The organism is Hominimerdicola alba 8, assembly GCF_000178155.2.
Lineage (GTDB): Bacteria > Bacillota > Clostridia > Oscillospirales > Ruminococcaceae > Hominimerdicola > Hominimerdicola alba_C.
Map to the genome: position 1 here is coordinate 21,128 of NZ_ADKM02000050.1, position 19,463 is coordinate 40,590.

The window sequence follows — 19,463 nt, forward strand, 5'->3', positions numbered from 1 at the left end:
ACAATTAAAATTTCACATAGACCGCTCGAAGATACTTCTCTCATTGTATCTGTGGTCGTTTACTATAATTGACAAGTGCGGGAAATCGTGGTATAATCAATTCCGACAACACTCTTTTTCTGCGGAACATACCAAAGCATGATGAAAGGACGATATGATGGAATATACCGACTTCACCTTTGAATCGCTGGGCGACGGCATAGAGATATGTATATCTGAGGAACACCGCTTCGGCACTGACGCTTTTCTGCTGGCGGATTTCTCGCAGGCAAGACGCAAAGACCTGTGTGCCGACTTCTGCACAGGCAGCGGCATCATAGCCATGCTGTTATATAAAAATTTCAAGCCGAAACTCACCTACGCGCTGGAGATACAGGAAAAAGCCCACGACCAGCTGAAAGTTTCGCTGGAACGCTCGAAGATAGACAGCATTATCCCCGTACTGGGCGACTTGAAAGACTGGCGCGCCGAAAAAGAACTCGACCTGATAACCTGCAACCCGCCCTATAAAATAAACAACACAGGCGAAAAAAATGACAGCGAAGCGGTGTCCATCGCCCGACATGAAATGATGTGTACGGTGGACGATGTTTGCGCCGCCGCAAAGCGCAGTCTGAAATTCGGCGGCAGACTTTGCCTTTGCAACCGCCCCGAACGCCTCTGCGATATAATGACCGCCATGCGTGCAAACGGCATAGAACCCAAACGCCTGCGCACAGTCCACAAAAACCCGAACTGCCCGCCCTGGCTGATACTTGTCGAGGGGCGCAAGGGCGGCAGGAATTTTTTGCAGATAGAAAAGCCGCTTTACGTGCGTTCGGCTGACGGCGGGCTTTCACCTGAGATGAACCGCATCTATCACCTTGATGAAACGTGAGGATAAACGAGAATGAAAAACTTTAAACTCTATACCCCCGAAAAATATAACACCGCCGATTACGAAAAGGCAGGGCAGGGCATTTACAAAAATGCAGGCGGCGACTATGTAACTTCGCTGACCTTTGAGATGGATAACACCCGCTTCGGTGAGGAAGAGGACTGTCCGCAGGACATCTCGCAGACCCCGTTTGAAGACCTGCTGGATTCCTATATGGTCTGGGTGTCGGATTTCTACGATGACCTCAACGCAGAAAGTGAAGTCACCTGCTATCAGGAATTTGCATCAGGCAATATCGCAGATATAGAAAAACTGCTCACCATCATCGGCAAACAGTTCTATGCAGTCGATGACGGCGACGGCTATTACCACACAGTAACAGAATGAAGTACACCATAAGACACCTCGCCCCCGCAGAATACCCGCTTTTAGAGGACTTCCTCTACAACGCCATCTTTATCCCCGATGGGGTATCACCGCCGCCGCGCGAGATAGTAAAACAGCCTGAGTTACAACTCTATATAAAAGATTTCGGGAAAAAGCCCGCCGACATCGCCCTCTGTGCCGAAGCTGACGGCAAAGTGGTCGGCGCTGTGTGGGTGCGCATCATGGAGGACTACGGACATATTGATGATAACACCCCGTCTTTCGCCATATCGCTCTATAAAGAGTACCGCAGTCGGGGGATAGGCACAGCGCTTATGTCAAAAATGCTTGAAGAACTTAAAAATGCGGGATTTGCACAGGCTTCCCTCGCAGTACAGAAAGCCAACTACGCCGTCAAGATGTACCGCAAAGTCGGCTTTGAAACAGTCGGTGAAAACGATGAAGAGTTCATCATGCTGTGCAGACTGTGAACTTCACCTCAATACACCGCTCAATTATCCTTTTGTTCACCGCATTTTTAGTTGGTGTGCTAAAGGGATAGTCATAATTATCGGTAATTGAATATAGTTGGCGCTTTTCTTTCCCCAGCCGCAGGCGAGGGAAAGAAAACATCTCGGTAATGTTCCTTGTTATAGGTGTATCAAAGAGATGACCAATTATCGCAAACCATGATCTTACTTAGGAGATGATCGCATGAAAATATTGGGAATTGAAAGCAGTTGTGACGAAACAGCCATATCCGTCACTGAAAACGGCAGAACGGTGCTGTCAAACATAGTGGCTTCACAGATAGACGAACACAGGCTTTACGGCGGTGTCGTGCCTGAGATAGCTTCCCGCCGCCACGCCGAGAATATCTCATGGGTGGCAAAAGCGGCACTGGAAGAAGCACACTGCACTATGGACGACATCGATGCGGTGGCTGTCACATACGCACCGGGACTGATAGGCGCACTGCTGGTGGGTGTCAGCTTCGCAAAAGGCCTTGCGATGAGCGCAAAAAAGCCCCTTGTGCCCGTTCACCATATCGCAGGGCATATAGCCTCGAACTACATATCCCACCCCGACCTTGAACCGCCTTACCTCTGCCTTGTGGCATCGGGCGGGCATTCTCACATAGTTGAGGTCAAAGACTACACCCACTACCACGTTGTCGGCAGAACGCGCGATGATGCCGCAGGCGAATGCTTCGATAAAGTCGCCCGCACACTGGGCTATGAATATCCGGGCGGAAAATTCATTGATGCCGCCGCAAAACTGGGCGACCCCAAAGCATATACCCTCCCCAAGCCCCGCGTAACGGGCAGTGAGTATGATTTCAGCTTTTCGGGACTTAAGACCGCAGTTATCAACCTCGTCCACAACGCACAGCAGAAAGGCGAAGAGATAGACCGCGAGGGCATGGCGGCTTCATTCCAGTCCACCGTAGCAAAAACGCTGGTGGAAAAGACTCTGCTTGCCGCCAAAGACTTAGGATACACCACCATCGGTCTTGCAGGCGGAGTTTCTGCCAATTCGGGCGTGCGCACCCTTTTACAGAGCGAGTGTGAAAAGCGCGGCTATAAAGTCTACATGCCCGACCTCAAATACTGCGGCGACAACGGCGCGATGATATCCTGTCAGGGCTATTACGATTTCCTTGCAGGCAAACGCGCAGACGAAAGTCTTAACGGCATAGCCACACTTTCGCTTGACGCAATTTCCGAATAAAATACTTGCCAATGAAGAAAGGACTGACAGCTGTTGTCAGTCCTTTCCTGCGTTATCCGACTGCGAATAACATCGCTCCATTTACCCTTGCGGAACTTCTTTGTGTCATTTGTTCATTTCGTACTTGTGTTTTGTCAGCCTGTCCTCAAACTCGTTCAGCGGCAGAGGTTTGTCAAACAAAAAGCCCTGTGCGAATGAACACCTGTTATCCCTCAGCACATCTACCTGATGCTCTGTTTCAACGCCCTCCGCTATCGTTTCAAGACCCAGCGCCTTAGCCATAGCCACCACATACTTGAACATTATCGTCCTTGTACTCTCGGCGCTGTCATCATCAACAGGCAGGAAACTCTTGTCAACTTTCAGCACGTTCCAGGGTATCTCACGTATCAGCTTCAGCGATGAATAACCCATTCCGAAATCGTCCACCGAAGTATATATGCCCGCCATCTGCAAACCGTTCACGACTCGCTTGAGGTCTTTGAACTCAACATCTGTGGTAGTTTCCGTCAGTTCTATCTCTATGTACTTGTGAGGTACTTCGTTCTCATCGATTATCCGCAATATGTGTTCCAGCAGGTCAACATCCATCATGTGCTTGCGCGAAAGGTTAACCGATACCCTTACCACATTTCTGCCCTCAGCCAGCCACCGCTTGATATCCTTGCAGACCATATCCAGCATGTGGAAATCCAGCTTGCAGATGTCTGTGTTCTGCTCCAGTATAGGTATGAACTCCATCGGCGGGACTATCCTGCCGTCCCTTATCCAGCGGCAGAGCGCTTCAGCACCCGCCAGCTCACCTGTTTCAATGTCGATCTTAGGCTGATAGAATACCTTGAACTCGCCGTTTTCCAACGCTTTCGGGAAAAGCTGCTGTACCCGCATGACCTTTTCCTTGCCCTCTACCATTCTGCTGTTAAAGTACACTATGCTCTCCTGACCGCCTTCTCTCGCCGCCCGCGAACATGTCAGCACCTTGTCCATCACATCACCGAGATTGCGGTACACAAAGTCATCGGGTATCACAAAAACCCCTGCGCTCGAAGATACCATCACCCGCTTCTCGCCCCCGACATCGTAGGCGACAGGCGCACTTTTCATGACCTCCAGTATAGGCGCTATCCTTTCAGAAGCGAACATGCACACGAAGTTGTCACCGCCCACGCGGCAGACTATGCCGTCATCGCCCACCAGCTTCCCTATCTCATTGAAATAGTTCTTCATGGCGATATCACCGCTCGTCCTGCCTATCTCCTGATTTATCAGTGTAAAATGCCGCAGGTTGAAATGCACCGCAGTGTAGCCGTAAAGCCTGTTGTTCTCAGCGTGCTTTTCGAGATATCTGGTAAAACTGCGCAGATTCGGGTAACCCGATTCGTCATAGAATGTCATCTGCTCAACGATATCCTGCAAATTGTTGTGGATTATAACGCGGAGTACTATGCGCATGATAAGGTCTACCTTTTTGCGCTCGTCCTCTTCAAGCGGGCATGCACCCTCAGCCTGATATACCGTACACTTAGCCACCGCCATATTTTTGGTGACCACACGCTTCTCCATGAGGACAGTTCCTTCCTCACCACTGTCAAAACAGATAAAGCGGTCACCCTTGCCGACCTGTTCATATGATATGGACTTGTAATATTCCGTAACGCCCTTAGATATATTAAAAAGCCCGCAAAGCCCCGCCAGCGCACTTGTGATACTCTCAATATCAAAGCCCGCCTCTGATGTGACAGCTTCATTCAATTCTTCCAGCAAAACGTAATACCGCGACAGTTTATCCTCTTTCATAGTTATTCCCCAATTCTATATCTTTTCCTGTAAACGCATGAAGCGACTTGTTTCTAATGTATATTATATCACTTTTTCACTTAAATTTCAAGCATTATTCTGATAAAATAGCAAAATAATTATAATTTAGATACATTATCTTACAAATTCAATCAATTATTCATCTTGAAAACGTTTATTATACCATTTGCACAATCACAGGCTAAAGCCATTGACAAAATCGCCAAATATATGGTATCATATTCTGCGGGGAAGATATACCTGCAAAAAATACCCCGCGCATTCAGCGCGGGGCATCAGTATCATACTATCAAACGGAAGAATGATTCTTTACGTAATCAACAACATCGTCAACGGTGGTGAATGCCATGCTTACGCAGGTATCAGCACAGCCGTAGTAGATAGCTATCCTGCCTGTGTCAGCATCGACCAGAGTAGCGCAGGGGAATGTAACGTTCTGTACATCGCCAACGCACTCGTATATCTTCTGAGGGCTCAGCAGGTACTCAGCACATCTGTACTTTACCTTCCAAGGCTCGTCCTTGTCGAGTATGCAAGCCGAGAAGCTGTAAACGAAGCCGTTGCAGCTCTCCAGAACACCATGATAGAAGCACAGCCAGCCTTCGCTTGTTTCTATCGGGATAGGACCTGCGCCTATCTTCTTGGATTCCCACGCCTTAAGGGGTCCCATAACGTGTCTGTGTTCGCCCCAGTACTTCATATCAGGTGACTGCGAGATATACATATCACCGAAAGGAGTATGACCGCTGTCAGAAGGTCTTGAGAACATAACGAACTTGTCGTTTATCTTTCTTGGGAACAGTACGCCGTTTCTGTTGAAAGGCAGGAAAGCGTTCTCACACTGATAGAACTTCTTGAAATCGAAGGTGTAGGCAACACCGATGGTGGGCTTCCAGCCGTAAGCGTTGCACCAGGTCACCCAGAACCTGTCCTCGATGAAGCAAACTCTGGGGTCATAACCGTAACCCCACTGGTTAACTTCCTCAGTAGACTTTTCAGCCTGCTCAAAAACTATCCTGTCAGGCTCGATGTTCCAGTGTATGCCGTCCTCAGAGAAGCCTGCGTGCAGTTCCATGTTCCTGACCTTGTCATCAACACGGAAAACGCCTGCGAAGTGACCCTTGTCGCTTTCAAAGGGAACTACAGCACTGTTGAAGATAGAATTCGATGTAGGCAGAAGATCTCTGGGTATAATGGGGTTAGCATCATATCTCCAGATAACGTCCTTGCAGTCTGCGGGCTTGTCCTGCCAGGGGATATTCGGCAGAGAAACGCCATTGATTACCTGTGTTTTCATAATAATGATCCACCTTTCGTTTATATTTCATATCATATAGTTGCCACACGAAAGATACGTGCGGTCATCATGGATTTATTATACACAATTATTGCGCATTTTGCAAGCCCCCGACCATGTCAAGAAAACGATTAACCCTGAATGAAAACGTATACTTCCGAAAAGTTAATATTTTTTTTACAATTTGCGCCTTATGAAGAATGGTTTATTATTGTACTATGCAAATATATTAACCAAAACGGAACTTTCGCGCTGACACATTTGTATACAGCGCCGCTTTTCTTTTGCACTTATCGTCTGATGTGCATTTTTACTTTGTGCGCATCAAATTTTGACCATAATTACGGATTTCCGTTTCTGCACCGCAGAATGATATATATAAAGGAGAATACCGATGAATAAAAAATTCACCCTCGTTACCCTCGCCGCCGCTCTGATGTTTTCTTCCTGCGGCAATACCATCGCTGACAACAGCGATATCCGCAGTACCGTCAGCAGTGATGCCACATCGGGTACTCAGACCGCTCCACCGCCAACCGAATCCCCCGCCGATGTCGTGACAACCACTTCCGAAACGGTCGCCGTCACAACAACTACTCCCACCACAACAACGCTGCCTGTCACCACCACCGAGCCGCCCGCTGAGAGCTCATACGAATTTATGAACGGCTGTATCCTCGCATATTCCGGCACACCGCAGGTGCGGGCGATGGAAGAATTCTACTACAGTCCCGAAAACGGCAGATACCTTGCCGACTGCATCGATGTCTTCGCTGAAAGCGTCGGCGCAAATGTCAACACCTCGCTGATGCTGATACCCACCTCACAGGAATTTTACACCCCCGCCGAACTGAAAGACAGCTACCCCGACCAGAAAGAATGCGCCGATGAAGTCTATGGCATGATGACTTCGGGCATCGGCGTGCCTATAAATTCCGTACTTGAAGAGCACAAGGCTGAATACATCTACTCCCGCACCGACTACCACTGGCAGCCCCTTGCCGCCTACTACGCGGCTAAAGTTTATGCCGAACAGTCGGGTGTGGATTTTGCCGACTTTGAAAGCTATGAAGAGGTCGAGCGCGAGGGCTATCTCGGTGCGTTCTACTCGTTGAACGATATCTACCCGCTTGAAGAATATCCCGACACTTTCACCTACTACAAGCCCGCAAACCTCGATAAGCTGGGCGTTGTCTTCCACGATACCTATTTCAGCGATGGCTACGAGGGTCAGCTGTTCTTTGAGGATAACGACCTTTCTTCAAGCTACACAGTATTCGTCGGAACAGATGACACCATTCTGGAAATAGACACCGATGCCCCCAACGACCGTGTGCTTGTCATATTCAAAGACAGCTACGGCAACGCACTGGTGCCTTTCCTGACGTCATCGTTCAAGAAAATATACCTCTGTGACAACAGATTTTTCGATATAAACTCAGTCAGCTTCGCCCACGATGTCGGCGCAACAGATGTCCTTTTCGCACTCGGCGCAGCATCTTCAAGCAGCTATGACAAAATAGAACTTATCGAAAACAACATGTACAAGTGACCCATAAGTGCGCAGTCAGCCCGACTGCGCACTTTTTTCACGCACACTCATTAGTTATCCTAGTATACCAATAGGAATTGTTAGTTAAAACTGCTGTATATGACCAAAGCGCGGAGGTGTTTGTTGTGCAAAGGGTAAAAATCACTATTTAACCTATTGACATAGTAGGAATAATGTGATATACTCTAATCACAGTAAACGAAGCGGTATAAAAAACCGCACACGATACAATATTTAATATCGAAAGGAAGTTATTCATCATGGCAAAGATCTATAAGAACATTGGCGAACTTATCGGCAACACACCTATTGTAGAGGCTGAAAGATTTTCTAAGGCAGTGGGCGCAGGCAGCAATATACTTGCAAAGCTGGAGTACTTCAACCCCGCAGGCAGTGTAAAGGACAGAGTTGCCCTCAGCCTTATCGAAGATGCGGAGAAGAGCGGCGTGCTGAAAAAGGGTGCTACGATCATCGAGCCGACATCGGGCAACACAGGTATCGGTCTGGCGGCTGTAGGCGTATCTAAGGGCTATAAGGTAATACTCACCATGCCAGAAACCATGAGCGTTGAGAGAAGAAACCTGCTCAAGGCATACGGCGCTGAGATAGTGCTGACCGAAGGTTCAAAGGGCATGACAGGTTCTATCAAGAAGGCTGAAGAACTCAAGCAGGAGATAGAGAATTCTGTAATACTCGGTCAGTTCGTGAACCCTGCAAACCCTGCTGTTCATCTTGCTACAACAGGTCCTGAGATATGGGACGACACTGACGGCAAGGTAGATATCTTCGTAGCAGGTATCGGCACAGGCGGCACCATCACAGGTGTTGGTCAGTATCTTAAGTCCAAGAACCCCGATGTAAAGGTAGTTGCAGTTGAACCTGCATCTTCGCCCGTCCTTTCACAGGGCAAGTCGGGTGCGCACAAGATACAGGGTATCGGTGCAGGCTTTGTGCCTGATGTGCTTGACACTAAGGTATATGACGAAGTTTTCGCAGTAGAGAACGCAGATGCTTTTGCGGCAGGCAACAAGTTTGCCAAGACCGAAGGCATACTGGTTGGCATCTCTTCGGGCGCGGCACTGCATGCGGCTGCTGAACTTTCCAAGCGTCCCGAAAATGCAGGCAAGGTGATAGTTGCACTTCTCCCCGACACAGGCGAGAGATATCTGTCTACTGCACTGTTTGACTGATATATAGTAAACGACATTAATTTCAGGACATTCAGCGCTCACAGCCACAAAGATCAAAGTGTCTGCAAGCGCTGAATGCAGAAATAAATGCTATAAAATATAGCGATCTGCCTTTCAATCATATGAAAGACCGTCCGACAAACATATGCCGGGCGGTCTTGTTTTGCCTAAATATAGCTATTCTTCGGTAAGAGAAGCAAACTTCTCTTCATCATCGGGTCGTATGACAAGTTCGGGGCGTATGATGTAGCATGGCTGACCCTCGTGCAGGAAGGTCCCGCTGATGAAGCGGGCATTTACCTGTTCATTGACATCGGGCGGCGGCTGTATTTCTTCGGGGCGCACCTCGACAAAGCCTGTGATGCTGTCGCACAAAAGCCCCAGACTTTTCTCGCAGTCACACAGCATTATACATTCGCGCCCCGTTTCGGGCTTAGGCACACAGCCGAAACGCACACGCAGGTCTATGACCGTTACGGTCCTGCCCTCGTTAACTATGGTGCCTTTGACATAATCGGGGAAATCAGGTATCTTCCTCGCGTACTCATTGGCTATTATCAGTTTTACGTCAGAAAAACTTATGGCATAGACCTTATCATCTACGGGAAATATCAGATATTTGTTATCGCTGTCCTGCATACGTTCCGCCCCCTGCTTGTTTTTTGTTTATTATAGCACATTTTTCTGACAAGTGCAAGTGCCGTCAGGCAATAAAAAAACTGCGCAGTCTTTGCCGACTGTGCAGTTTTATCTTATTATCCTATCCTGCTTTTTCCTGCTGAGTTTCTTCACCTTTCAGCCGCCTGAAATAATCTTTCGTTTCACTCGCAACAGTCCCCGAAAGACATACCAGTGCAACAATGTTCGGCAAAGCCATCAGACCATTGAAAATGTCAGCCAGATTCCACACCGCCTCGACAGTCAGATACGGTCCTATAAAAACAAATCCGATGTACACCCACTTGTATACCGAAGTTATCTTCTTGTGTGACCCTGTCAGATATGACAGACATCTCTCGGAATAATAGTTCCAGCCCAGTATGGTAGTGAATGCGAACACCGCCAGACAGCACATCAGCATAAATGCCGAAACTTTTTCGGGGAACGGAAGACCCACCTTGAAAGCGTCAGTCGTTACTGCAACGCCCTCCAGTCCCTTTTCGTGACTGCCCGCCATGACTATCGAAAGACCTGTCATGGTGCATACCAGCATCGTGTCGATGAATGTACCTGTCATGGTGACAAGACCCTGTCTGACAGGTTCTTTCGTCCTTGCCGCTGCCGCCGCGATGGGTGCCGAACCAAGTCCCGCTTCGTTGGAGAAAATGCCCCTTGCAACACCGCTTCTCATCGCCATCTTCATTACAGCAAATCCTGCCGCGCCGCCTGCCATCGGTCTTAACCCGAACGCTCCCTTTACTATCTGCACAACAGCCGCAGGTATCTCGGTGATGTTCGTGAAAATTATTATCAGACAGCTTCCCACATAAATGAGTATCATCGCAGGCACGACTATCTCGGAAACGGTGGCTATCCTCTTGATGCCGCCTATGATTATCAGAGCCGCAAGAACTGTTATTATCAGTCCCGCTATTATGGTAGTGTAAGTGTAATCCGCACCGAAAATGCTGACTGTATGGGCATTTTGGGGGTCAAAGAAATTGTTTGCCGCTGAGGTTATGCCGTTTATCTGGGTGATGGTGCCTATACCCATCAGACCCGCCAGCAGTCCGAACAGTGCGAACAGCTTGCCCAGCCACTTCCACTTTTCTCCAAGACCGCTCTCTATGTAATAGAACGGACCGCCTAGCATACTGCCGTGTTTGTCCTTTCGGCGGAATTTTATCGCCAGCAGACCCTCAGCATACTTAGTCGCCATGCCCAAAAATGCCGCAACTTCCATCCAGAAAAGCGCACCTGCGCCGCCTGCGCAAAGCGCCGTAGCCACACCGACTATGTTGCCTGTGCCCACCGTCGCGGAAAGCGCGGTGCATAACGCCTGAAAGCTGGAAACTTCGCCGCTTTCGCCCTCTTCGTCCTTGAACATGTATTTGATCGCCAGACCCAGCTTCCTCACCTGCAAAAGCCCGACCCTCACAGTCAGTATCAGCCCGCAGGCGATTATCAGCAGTATCAGCGGCAGACCCCATACATATCCGTCAATATCGCGTATCAGTTCGTTGAATTTTTCCATAAATTACCCCATCGTATCATGTCTGTAGTATAAAGCATCAAATGGCTGTCCCTTTTGCACGCCTCATATCTTTCCCCCGCCGCATGCGGGGGAAAGATATACAACGACCACCTTAAGTTCTGTAAAACCGCTGTTTTTGTGGTGTGTCAGCGTGATAACCACTATAGCAATCCAACTATTTAAATTCACAAAATCCAGTCGCAAAAGCTCGGATCTATGGATTTTGTGACTGGATTTTGTCTGAATTTTAAGGCGGATTGCTATAAATATCAGATCGTTCATTCTGTATTCAGTAACTTTTACAAAACATCTTCTTCCCCCGACATTGTCGGGGGAAGCCCCGCCATCAGCAGTGTAAGAAAAATGTTCCAAAGCAAAACGCCCCCGACAAAGTGTCTTTAAGATATCAGCCCTTTACAGACTCCAGCGCCTTGCTGAGTGTAGCTTCGTTTTCGATGTTTACAGCGTTCTTGCCCTTGAGGGTCTTCTTCACCAGACCTGTCAGAACCTTGTTTGGTCCCAGTTCGATGAAGTTCTCATAGCCTGCCTTTTCCATCTCAGCCAGTTCAGATGTGAACTTTACAGGCGAAACAATGTGCTTAGCCAGCATTTCGGGCATGTTGGTGAAATCGGTCAGCTTCTCGCCCAGTACGTTTGAATAAAATTCCTTTTCCGCCGCCTTGAAGTTTATCTCCTTAGCCGCACCAATGAACTCATCTGCCGCAGGCTGCATCAGCTTTGAATGGAAAGCACTGGCAACATTCAGCTTGACCGCTCTCTTCTTCATCTCACCGAACTTAGCAGCAGCAGCCTCGCAAGCCGCAGTATCGCCTGCAATAACAGTCTGTGCAGAAGAGTTGTAGTTTACAGGCACAACATAGCCCTCGACCTCTTCGCACACCTTTTCTACCTCAGCCGCATCAAGACCGATTATCGCATACATCGAACCCTCAGCGCTCTCGGCAGCTTTCTGCATAGCGGCAGCCCTTGCCTTTATCAGCCTGAAACCGTCCTCTATGGTGACTACACCTGCTGCCACCATAGCAGCATACTCGCCCAGCGAATGACCTGCAACGCCGTCAAACTCGATACCCTCAGCCTTTGCAGCCTCAAAAGCTGCCAGCGAGCAAGCCATTATAGCAGGCTGCGAGTTGATGGTCTTGTTCAGTTCCTCCTCAGGACCGTCAAAAGCTATCGCAGATATGTCGTAGCCCAGAACCTCTGATGCCTTGTCAAATACTGCCTTTGCGGCTGGGTACTTATCGCAGAGTTCCTTAGCCATGCCCACATACTGCGAGCCCTGTCCCGAAAATAAAAACATGTTCTTAGCCATTTGTTTTCCTCCTGAATCTACTTTTTAATTATTGAAATTACACACTTCGCCCTTTTGCGTGAACCTTATTTGTTGAAAATCGCCACTTAAGTAACATGATTTAACTTTTGCAAATAATTTTCAAAATCAGTCACAAATTATTAACCAACACCCGAAATTCTATGAAAAATTCTCCGAATTTTCAGAAAACGCACGCGTTGTTCATAATTTGTTAATTGAATTGCCCGCGAAAAGGGTTTATAATTAGTATTGTGGTTCGCCAATGTCGGGCAAGCTATGCCCTATCGGCAGTACCGAAATAATATTATAACATAGTTTTTCCCATATTGCAAGGGCTTTTCGGACTTTTTACGAGGTGAACGGCTGTGATATATGAACTCTGTATGACCGACAGGGAACTTTCCTGCGAGGGTCACAAAGAAAGTTTCTGTATAGGCTTTTTCACCGAACGCCTTAAGGCTGAAAAGACCGCACAGCGATATCTTAAAGACACCGCAGGCTTCAAAGACTATGATATCGGCTTTGAGATCACCGAAAAGGAAGTCATCGGCGCGGCAGACAGCGACATCATATATATGGTGTACGGCTGGAATGTCAATGAAAGCGGCGACGAAACAGATATCACCGAAAGCATATGCTTCACCTCGCGCTGTGATGCACAGCGGGCGATGGAAGACCTGAAAAAGCGCTTCCGCCGCCGGGAATGGTGCATAAGCAGATACACCCTGAATGAATGCCTTTGGCAGGAAGGTTTTGTGAGAGCGTGACAGCGCACATTGTTATACCGTCATTCTGAGCGGCGTTTGAAGGGATAACCATAAATATAATTTTTGCATTAGCACACAAGGAGGATATTCAATTGTCTGAAACAAAAAAGGTAACAGGAATAAAGGTAAAGGGTATAGGCAAGTATGTGCCCGAGATGATAGCATCGAACGAGGATTTCGCTAAGATAGTCGATACCAGTGATGAGTGGATAACCCAGCGTACAGGCATCAAGACAAGGCACATCACCAACGGCGAACCTACCTACTGGATAGGCGCTGAGGCGGCTAAGAAAGCCATCGCTGATGCGGGCATAGATGTCAGCGAGATAGACCTTATCATCTGCGCCACAGTTACACCTGATTTCTACACACCCTCTACCGCCTGTCTTATACAGCGCGAGATAGGCGCTATAGGTTCAATGGCGATAGACATAAACTGTGCCTGCACAGGCTTCGATTACGGTCTTGATATGGCAAGGCGCTACCTGCTTTCCGAGGACGATGTGAACACTGTTCTGCTGGTATCGGCAGAGGAACTTTCAAAGTTCACCGACTATACTGACCGTTCAAGCTGTATCCTCTTTGGTGACGGCGCGGCGGCATTCGTGCTGGAAAGAAAGTACGATGCACTTTACTCGGCTTATCTGGGCGCAGACGGCAGCGGCGCTAAATTCCTTGTTTCACGCGCCATGAGGAGCGAGAACGTATTCCGCACCAACAAGGAAGATTTCGATATGGGCATGCCCGAAACAAAACTCCACTACTTCACACAGGACGGCAAAGAGGTATACAAGTTCGCGACTAAGGCACTGCCGCTGGCGGTAACAAAGGCTTGTGAAAAGGCGGGCATCTCCCCCGAAGACCTTGACGCTATCGTTCCCCATCAGGCTAATGTGCGCATAATCGAAACTGCCGCAAAAAATCTTGGCGTTTCGATGGACAAGATGGTGGTATACATAGACCGCTACGGCAACACATCTTCGGCATCTATACCGATAGCTTTCTGTGATGCGGTGGCTGAGGGCAGGATAAAGCGCGGCGACAAGATATGCTTTGTAGGCTTCGGCGGCGGTCTGACCTACGCGGGCATAATATTTGAATACTGATGGGTTCCAGGCTGATGCACTTCGCGCTTGGCAAGACACTTGCCGAGCGGCTGGACATCAATGATAAAGAGGGTCTTATCATCGGCAGTATACTGCCCGATGCACTTCCCGCCAAAGAGAAGCAGGAGCGCAATTCGCACTTCATATCTGTATTTGATGACGGGCGTTACAAGTGGTTCGACAGTCTGACTTTCTTTGAAAAGTACAGGCAAGAGGTCATGGAAGACCCGATATATCTGGGGTATTATTTCCATCTTATCTCAGACAATATCTTCCGTCAGACCTTTTACATCGACATGGGGCTTCTTTCACGGCGCGGCGAGAAGAGCCTGTTTGAAGAATTCTACCGCGACTACAATCTGCTCAACCCCATGATAACAGAAAATTTCGGTCTGACAAGGACGCTGACAGTCCCCGAAAGGCTGAGAGATACGCGGCTGTATCGTGATTTCGGCTTTGAACCTGAAAACCTCATAGCTGATATTTACGCGGACATGCAGATGCACATCGAGGGCGAACTGATGCACTTTGATATGGATATAGTGCGCGGCTTTGTTGAAAAGAGCGCTGATGTCTGCATGAAAGAATATGCTGCTATAAAAGAGGGCAGACACGTTTACACCAAGTACGAAATGGCGATAGAGAACCATTATTCCAAAAGCGGCAAATAAAACGAATTTAAAGAAAATATATAAAGAGAGGTAAAAACAATGACTACCACAAAAACAAGGATAACCGACCTGCTGGGCATAAAGTACCCTATACTTCAGGGCGGCATGGCATGGGTCGCTGAACACACACTGGCAAGCGCTGTCACAAATGCAGGCGGCGCAGGCATAATCGCAGGCGGCTCGGCACCCATCGACTACCTGCGCGAGCAGATAAGGCTGACCAAAGCCGCTGTGGGCGACAAGCCTTTCGGTGTGAACATCATGCTGATGAGCCCGAATGCTGACGACCTGGCAAAGCTGGTCATCGAAGAGGGCGTGCCTTTTGTAACAACAGGCGCGGGCAATCCGGGCAAGTACATGGCAGACTGGAAAGCCGCAAATATCAAAGTGATACCTGTTGTTCCCTCTGTTGCGCTGGCAAAGAGAATGGAGAGAAGCGGCGCTGACGCAGTCATCGCTGAGGGCACCGAGTCGGGCGGTCACATCGGTGAGAACACTACGATGTGCCTTGTTCCGCAGGTAGTTGACGCAGTTGAGATACCCGTTATCGCAGCAGGCGGCATCGCTGACGGCAGAGGTATCTGCGCAAGTTTCATGCTGGGCGCTGAGGGCGTTCAGGTGGGCACACGCTTCCTCGCCGCTGAGGAATGTCAGATACACCCCACCTACAAGGAACTGGTAGTCAAGGCTAAGGACACTGACAGCGTGGTAACCGGCAGAACTACAGGTCACCCATGCAGAAATGTCAAGACAAAGTTCTTAAAACAGCTGGCTAAGCGCGAGATGGAGGGCGGTATCGACCCTGACGAGTTTGAGAAGATAACACTCGGCGCACTGAGAAAGGCTGTTCAGGACGGCAACCTCGATGAGGGTTCGTTCCTCTGCGGCGCTATCGCGGGCATGGTAAACGAAGTAAAGCCTGCGAAGGAGATAGTCGAGGAAATGTTCGCACAGGCAGAAGCGATATTTAATTCATAATTTTTTGTGGTCAAAGGTCGGCGCTTTTATCGCCTGACTATCCTGACAATGATATTTGACGGAGGAAAATAAAATGGCAACAGCATTTATAACAGGTTCGGCAAGAGGTATCGGTGCGGCTATCGCGCTCAGACTTGCTGAGGACGGTTTTGACATAGCACTCAACGACATCAGCGAGGCTATGTTCGAGGATAACGATATAATGGAAAAGATAGCCGCAAAGGGCGTAAAGGTACAGAAGTTCATCTGCGATGTATCGAACTACGCACAGGCTGAGGAAACTGTAAAAGCTATCAAGGCTGAGTTCGGTTCTATCGATGTTCTTGTAAACAACGCGGGCATCACAAGGGACGGTCTGATGGCGAGAATGAGCGAAGAACAGTATGACATGGTAGTTGCTGTCAACCAGAAGAGCGTTTTCAACATGTCTAAGTTCGTGGGCAACGTTATGATGCGCCAGAAGTCGGGCAGGATAATCAACCTTGCTTCGGTGGCAGGCGTTTACGGCAATCCCGGACAGATAAACTATTCGGCAACAAAAGCCGCTATCATCGGCATGACAAAGACTGTCGCCAAGGAACTGGGTTCGCGCGGCATCACCTGCAACGCGGTAGCGCCGGGCTTCATCAAGACCCCCATGACCGACAAGCTGACCGATGACCAGAAGAACGCTATGCTGGGTCAGATAGCTATGAAGCGTTTTGGCGAGGTCGAGGACATCGCGGGCGTGGTATCTTTCCTCGCTTCAAAGGACGCGGCTTACGTGACAGGACAGGTCATCGAGATAAGCGGCGGCATAATGATGTAAAACCGATAAATATGGATATATCTCTAAATTACAAGGAGTGTTTTAATTGAGCAGAAGAGTAGTGATAACGGGTATGGGTACCATAAACCCGCTGGGCAAAAATGTTGAAGAGTTCTGGGAGAACATCAAGGCGAACAAGAACGGTCTTAGTTACATCGACCAGTTCGATGCCTCTGATTTCCCCGTTAAGATAGTCGGTGCAGTCAAGGATTTTGACCCCACCGAGTATATAGAGAAGAAAGAAGCAAAGCGCATGGACAGGTTCACACAGTTCGCGCTGGCGGCTTCAAAGCAGGCGCTTGAGAACGCGGGCAGCGACCTCAAAGACCTTGATCCTTTCCGTGTGGGCGTTATAATCGGTGTAGGCATCGGCGGTCTGAACATGACCGAAGCTGAGGTGACAAAATTCAACGAGAAGCCCGATAAGGTATCGGTATTCTTCATACCCATGATGATAGGCAATATGGCGGCAGGCACAGTTGCAATGAAAACAGGCTTCAAGGGCGATAACTACTGCACCACCACTGCATGTTCATCTGCTACCCACGCCATCGGTGAGGCTTTCCGCAAGATAAAGGACGGCTATCTCGATGCCTGCCTCTGCGGCGGTTCTGAGGCTTGCATATCCAGATTTGCACTCAGCGGCTTCAACAACATGAAAGCCCTCTCGCAGGCTACCGACCTTGACAAGGCTTCCACACCTTTCGATGCGAACCGTCAGGGCTTCGTACTGGGCGAAGGTTCGGGCATGCTGGTGCTGGAAGAGTATGAACACGCAAAGGCAAGGGGCGCAAACATCATCGCAGAAGTTGCAGGCTACGGCGCAACAGGCGATGCTTACCACATGACCAGCCCTTCACCTACAGGCGAAGCTGCTGCACATGCTATGGAAATGGCATACAAGGAGGCAGGTCTTGCGCCTGAGCAGGTAAACTACATCAACGCACACGGCACTTCAACAGGGCTGAACGACAAGTACGAAACAAACGCTATCAAGATAGCGCTCGGTGAAGATGCTGCGCGTAAGACAGTCATCAATTCCACTAAGTCTATGGTAGGTCATCTGCTGGGCGCGGCAGGCGGCGTTGAAGCCATCGTTACTGCACTGTCTGTAAAGAACGACTTCGTACACAAGACCATAAACTTCACCACCCCCGACCCTGAGTGCGACCTTGACTACGCAGTTGATGCCAACCGCGAGATGCCCGTATATGCGGCACTTTCAAACTCGCTGGGCTTCGGTGGTCACAATGCTACGATCTGCATAAAGAAGTGCGACTAATAGAAAAGGAGAATATCACCGATGAGTGAGAAGATACACGGTCAGTTCGACCTTGAAACAATTGAGAAGCTCGCTGATATAATCAACGCTAAGGAACTCTCCGAGTTGACTATAACCGACGGCGGCACTACCATCACCATTAAGGGCAAAAGACCTGCTCCTGCGCCCGCTCCTATCCCTATGATGCCCCCGATTGGCGCACCCGCAGGCATGCCTCAGATGCCCGCACCCGCACAGGGCTTTGATGCCCCCGCAGCTGCACCCGTTTCGGGCAAGCAGGTGAAAGCGCCTATCGTAGGCACTTTCTATTCTGCACCGTCACCCGATTCAAAGCCTTTCGTAAAGGTAGGCGACAGGGTGAAGAAGGGCGATGTCATCTTCATCATCGAATCGATGAAGGTGATGAGCGAGGTGCCCAGCGAATTTGACGGCGTTGTAAAGGAGATATGTGTTCAGAACGGCGATGCGGTCGAATATGACCAGACTATAATGGTGCTTGAATAACTCCCCTTTCGTTTAAACGCGGCGTTTGCCCGCAGAAAGGCTGACAACTATGAAAAAGATCTATCTTAAATTCACCATTGCGGCAGTTGTTATGCAGCTGCTTTTGTGGGCAGTATTCTGCCTGTACGACTACGAGATAGACGAGGGCAGGATACGCATTCATTACATTTTGCGATACATCGTTGATTTTCTGTTGCTTTTCGCACTGCCTGCCGTTCCTGCGGTGCTGTACCTGCTAAAAGAGAAGCTGTTCAGCACAGGCGAGCGCATAAAGGATACTGCGATACACTGTATCATATGGACGGCTGTATCGGCACTGATATCACTGCCGCTCTGGGATGCCGTTAATTACGACCACTGGTTCATTCATCAGAGGCGTATAATGTTCAACGGTATGGAGTATCTGATATTCGCCATCACATCAGCCGCAGGCTTTGTACTGCTAACACCGATAGCTATGGGCATTCGCCATTTTGTCAGAAAAAAGCGGGGTGCATGATATTATGGAACAGTATGATATCCATCCGCGCAGGAATTTCCTGATATTCTGCGTTGCAGTGCATCTTGCGGGCTTTTTCGCGGCAATAGTCACCGACTATCTTGATAATTTTCTTGACGATGATACGAACAAATATGTGTACTTTGCGTGTCTGCCGCTGGCCGCGATGCCGATAGCTTATCTGATAAACTACAAAAAGCTGACAGGTGAAAGTGACTCCGCAGTGGGCAAGCACTTCAAGGAAATAGGCATATGGCTGTTGACCGTATTCCCGATGGGTGCGATCTTGTTCACGGTACTCTTAGCTTTACGTGTCACTGAGCACATTTATAGTGCAGCTGAGTATTATCTGGGCTATCTTGGGGTATGTACGCTGAGCATATTTTTTGTTACACCGCTGTACAAGATGGGCAGAATGATAATATCAGCAGGCAGAAAATCTGACGATGACTATTACCGCTATTACGGCGGTATGTGAGATGCTTCACAA

At 48.9% G+C, this 19,463-nt stretch carries 21 protein-coding genes; 15 read left to right on the forward strand and 6 right to left on the reverse strand.

Translation table 11 applies throughout. The features are described 5' to 3' along the window. Positions 1-157: 157 nt before the first annotated feature. The 4 genes from CUS_RS04530 (at position 158) to tsaD (ending at position 2,974) form a co-directional block, all read left to right on the forward strand. On the forward strand, positions 158-877 hold the full coding sequence (locus CUS_RS04530) for a tRNA1(Val) (adenine(37)-N6)-methyltransferase (protein ID WP_002847762.1): 720 nt from the start codon (positions 158-160) through the stop codon (positions 875-877). A gap of 12 nt (positions 878-889) precedes the next feature. After that, positions 890-1,264 carry a hypothetical protein gene (locus tag CUS_RS04535; RefSeq protein ID WP_002847843.1) on the forward strand — a complete coding sequence of 125 codons (375 nt, stop codon included), beginning with the start codon at positions 890-892 and terminating at the stop codon, positions 1,262-1,264. Beyond that, positions 1,261-1,734, forward strand: a complete 474-nt coding sequence (locus tag CUS_RS04540; RefSeq protein ID WP_002847805.1) for a GNAT family N-acetyltransferase — start codon at positions 1,261-1,263, stop codon at positions 1,732-1,734. Before CUS_RS04535 ends, CUS_RS04540 begins: the two co-directional genes overlap by 4 nt. 223 nt (positions 1,735-1,957) lie before the next feature. Continuing rightward, positions 1,958-2,974, forward strand: coding sequence for a tRNA (adenosine(37)-N6)-threonylcarbamoyltransferase complex transferase subunit TsaD (tsaD, locus tag CUS_RS04545; protein WP_002847961.1), 1,017 nt, complete (start codon positions 1,958-1,960; stop codon positions 2,972-2,974). A 105-nt stretch (positions 2,975-3,079) separates the two neighbouring features. Here the strand turns inward: tsaD and CUS_RS04550 are convergent, their stop codons facing one another. Continuing rightward, the gene (locus tag CUS_RS04550) at positions 3,080-4,771 is read right to left on the reverse strand and encodes a putative bifunctional diguanylate cyclase/phosphodiesterase (protein WP_002847884.1); all 1,692 of its coding nucleotides are present in this window, start codon (positions 4,769-4,771) and stop codon (positions 3,080-3,082) included. 310 nt (positions 4,772-5,081) lie between these two features. Next, a complete protein-coding gene (locus tag CUS_RS04555; RefSeq protein WP_002847919.1) occupies positions 5,082-6,089 on the reverse strand; it encodes a glycoside hydrolase family 130 protein in 1,008 nt (335 codons plus the stop codon). A 394-nt stretch (positions 6,090-6,483) separates the two neighbouring features. Between CUS_RS04555 and CUS_RS04560 the strand changes: the two genes are divergently transcribed. Then, on the forward strand, positions 6,484-7,641 hold the full coding sequence (locus CUS_RS04560) for a DHHW family protein (RefSeq protein ID WP_002847798.1): 1,158 nt from the start codon (positions 6,484-6,486) through the stop codon (positions 7,639-7,641). A gap of 260 nt (positions 7,642-7,901) precedes the next feature. Further along, positions 7,902-8,831, forward strand: a complete 930-nt coding sequence (gene cysK / locus CUS_RS04565) for a cysteine synthase A (protein ID WP_002847876.1) — start codon at positions 7,902-7,904, stop codon at positions 8,829-8,831. A 177-nt stretch (positions 8,832-9,008) separates the two neighbouring features. On the opposite strand, the gene CUS_RS04570 is transcribed toward cysK, so the two are convergent. From CUS_RS04570 to fabD, 4 genes are all read right to left on the reverse strand, one after another. Beyond that, positions 9,009-9,470 (reverse strand): chemotaxis protein CheW, encoded by a 462-nt coding sequence (locus tag CUS_RS04570; protein WP_002847932.1) that lies wholly within the window; start codon positions 9,468-9,470, stop codon positions 9,009-9,011. Between the two features lie 121 nt (positions 9,471-9,591). Then, positions 9,592-11,025, reverse strand: coding sequence for an alanine/glycine:cation symporter family protein (locus CUS_RS04575; protein WP_002847882.1), 1,434 nt, complete (start codon positions 11,023-11,025; stop codon positions 9,592-9,594). A gap of 63 nt (positions 11,026-11,088) precedes the next feature. Beyond that, positions 11,089-11,397, reverse strand: coding sequence for a hypothetical protein (locus CUS_RS19735; RefSeq protein ID WP_037276563.1), 309 nt, complete (start codon positions 11,395-11,397; stop codon positions 11,089-11,091). A gap of 34 nt (positions 11,398-11,431) precedes the next feature. After that, a complete protein-coding gene (gene fabD / locus CUS_RS04585) occupies positions 11,432-12,358 on the reverse strand; it encodes an ACP S-malonyltransferase (RefSeq protein ID WP_002847809.1) in 927 nt (308 codons plus the stop codon). 365 nt (positions 12,359-12,723) lie between these two features. Here fabD and CUS_RS04590 point away from each other — a divergent pair, with 365 nt between their 5' ends. The 9 genes from CUS_RS04590 to CUS_RS04630 all read left to right on the forward strand — a co-directional run bounded on the left by CUS_RS04590 (position 12,724) and on the right by CUS_RS04630 (position 19,451). Beyond that, a complete protein-coding gene (locus CUS_RS04590) occupies positions 12,724-13,125 on the forward strand; it encodes a hypothetical protein (protein ID WP_002847969.1) in 402 nt (133 codons plus the stop codon). A 92-nt stretch (positions 13,126-13,217) separates the two neighbouring features. Beyond that, the gene (locus CUS_RS04595) at positions 13,218-14,231 is read left to right on the forward strand and encodes a beta-ketoacyl-ACP synthase III (RefSeq protein ID WP_002847760.1); all 1,014 of its coding nucleotides are present in this window, start codon (positions 13,218-13,220) and stop codon (positions 14,229-14,231) included. 14 nt (positions 14,232-14,245) lie between these two features. Then, entirely contained in the window at positions 14,246-14,902 is a 657-nt protein-coding gene (locus tag CUS_RS04600; protein WP_002847765.1) for a hypothetical protein, read from the forward strand. 39 nt (positions 14,903-14,941) lie between these two features. Then, positions 14,942-15,880, forward strand: a complete 939-nt coding sequence (gene fabK, locus CUS_RS04605) for an enoyl-[acyl-carrier-protein] reductase FabK (RefSeq protein ID WP_002847976.1) — start codon at positions 14,942-14,944, stop codon at positions 15,878-15,880. Between the two features lie 73 nt (positions 15,881-15,953). Then, complete coding sequence (gene fabG / locus CUS_RS04610; protein WP_002847839.1) at positions 15,954-16,688, forward strand: 3-oxoacyl-[acyl-carrier-protein] reductase; 735 nt, start codon at positions 15,954-15,956, stop codon at positions 16,686-16,688. Positions 16,689-16,734: 46 nt separating this feature from the next. Next, positions 16,735-17,970, forward strand: coding sequence for a beta-ketoacyl-ACP synthase II (gene fabF / locus CUS_RS04615; RefSeq protein ID WP_002847923.1), 1,236 nt, complete (start codon positions 16,735-16,737; stop codon positions 17,968-17,970). A 21-nt stretch (positions 17,971-17,991) separates the two neighbouring features. Beyond that, positions 17,992-18,474: an acetyl-CoA carboxylase biotin carboxyl carrier protein gene (gene accB / locus CUS_RS04620; protein WP_002847828.1), complete on the forward strand. Its 483-nt coding sequence runs from the start codon at positions 17,992-17,994 to the stop codon at positions 18,472-18,474. Between the two features lie 49 nt (positions 18,475-18,523). Then, entirely contained in the window at positions 18,524-18,973 is a 450-nt protein-coding gene (locus tag CUS_RS04625) for a hypothetical protein (RefSeq protein ID WP_037276566.1), read from the forward strand. A 4-nt stretch (positions 18,974-18,977) separates the two neighbouring features. Continuing rightward, entirely contained in the window at positions 18,978-19,451 is a 474-nt protein-coding gene (locus CUS_RS04630) for a hypothetical protein (protein ID WP_002847925.1), read from the forward strand. Positions 19,452-19,463 lie beyond the last annotated feature (12 nt).

Coding starts and splice junctions, on each gene's coding strand:
- CUS_RS04530 (WP_002847762.1), top strand. CDS start 158: ATGGAATATACCGACTTCACCTTTGAATCGCTGGGCGACGGCATAGAG.
- CUS_RS04575 (WP_002847882.1), bottom strand. CDS start 11,025: ATGGAAAAATTCAACGAACTGATACGCGATATTGACGGATATGTATGG.
- fabD (WP_002847809.1), bottom strand. CDS start 12,358: ATGGCTAAGAACATGTTTTTATTTTCGGGACAGGGCTCGCAGTATGTG.
- fabG (WP_002847839.1), top strand. CDS start 15,954: ATGGCAACAGCATTTATAACAGGTTCGGCAAGAGGTATCGGTGCGGCT.
- CUS_RS04560 (WP_002847798.1), top strand. CDS start 6,484: ATGAATAAAAAATTCACCCTCGTTACCCTCGCCGCCGCTCTGATGTTT.
- CUS_RS04535 (WP_002847843.1), top strand. CDS start 890: ATGAAAAACTTTAAACTCTATACCCCCGAAAAATATAACACCGCCGAT.
- CUS_RS04630 (WP_002847925.1), top strand. CDS start 18,978: ATGGAACAGTATGATATCCATCCGCGCAGGAATTTCCTGATATTCTGC.
- CUS_RS04600 (WP_002847765.1), top strand. CDS start 14,246: ATGCACTTCGCGCTTGGCAAGACACTTGCCGAGCGGCTGGACATCAAT.
- fabK (WP_002847976.1), top strand. CDS start 14,942: ATGACTACCACAAAAACAAGGATAACCGACCTGCTGGGCATAAAGTAC.
- accB (WP_002847828.1), top strand. CDS start 17,992: ATGAGTGAGAAGATACACGGTCAGTTCGACCTTGAAACAATTGAGAAG.
- tsaD (WP_002847961.1), top strand. CDS start 1,958: ATGAAAATATTGGGAATTGAAAGCAGTTGTGACGAAACAGCCATATCC.
- CUS_RS04555 (WP_002847919.1), bottom strand. CDS start 6,089: ATGAAAACACAGGTAATCAATGGCGTTTCTCTGCCGAATATCCCCTGG.
- cysK (WP_002847876.1), top strand. CDS start 7,902: ATGGCAAAGATCTATAAGAACATTGGCGAACTTATCGGCAACACACCT.
- CUS_RS04625 (WP_037276566.1), top strand. CDS start 18,524: ATGAAAAAGATCTATCTTAAATTCACCATTGCGGCAGTTGTTATGCAG.
- CUS_RS04550 (WP_002847884.1), bottom strand. CDS start 4,771: ATGAAAGAGGATAAACTGTCGCGGTATTACGTTTTGCTGGAAGAATTG.
- CUS_RS04540 (WP_002847805.1), top strand. CDS start 1,261: ATGAAGTACACCATAAGACACCTCGCCCCCGCAGAATACCCGCTTTTA.
- CUS_RS04570 (WP_002847932.1), bottom strand. CDS start 9,470: ATGCAGGACAGCGATAACAAATATCTGATATTTCCCGTAGATGATAAG.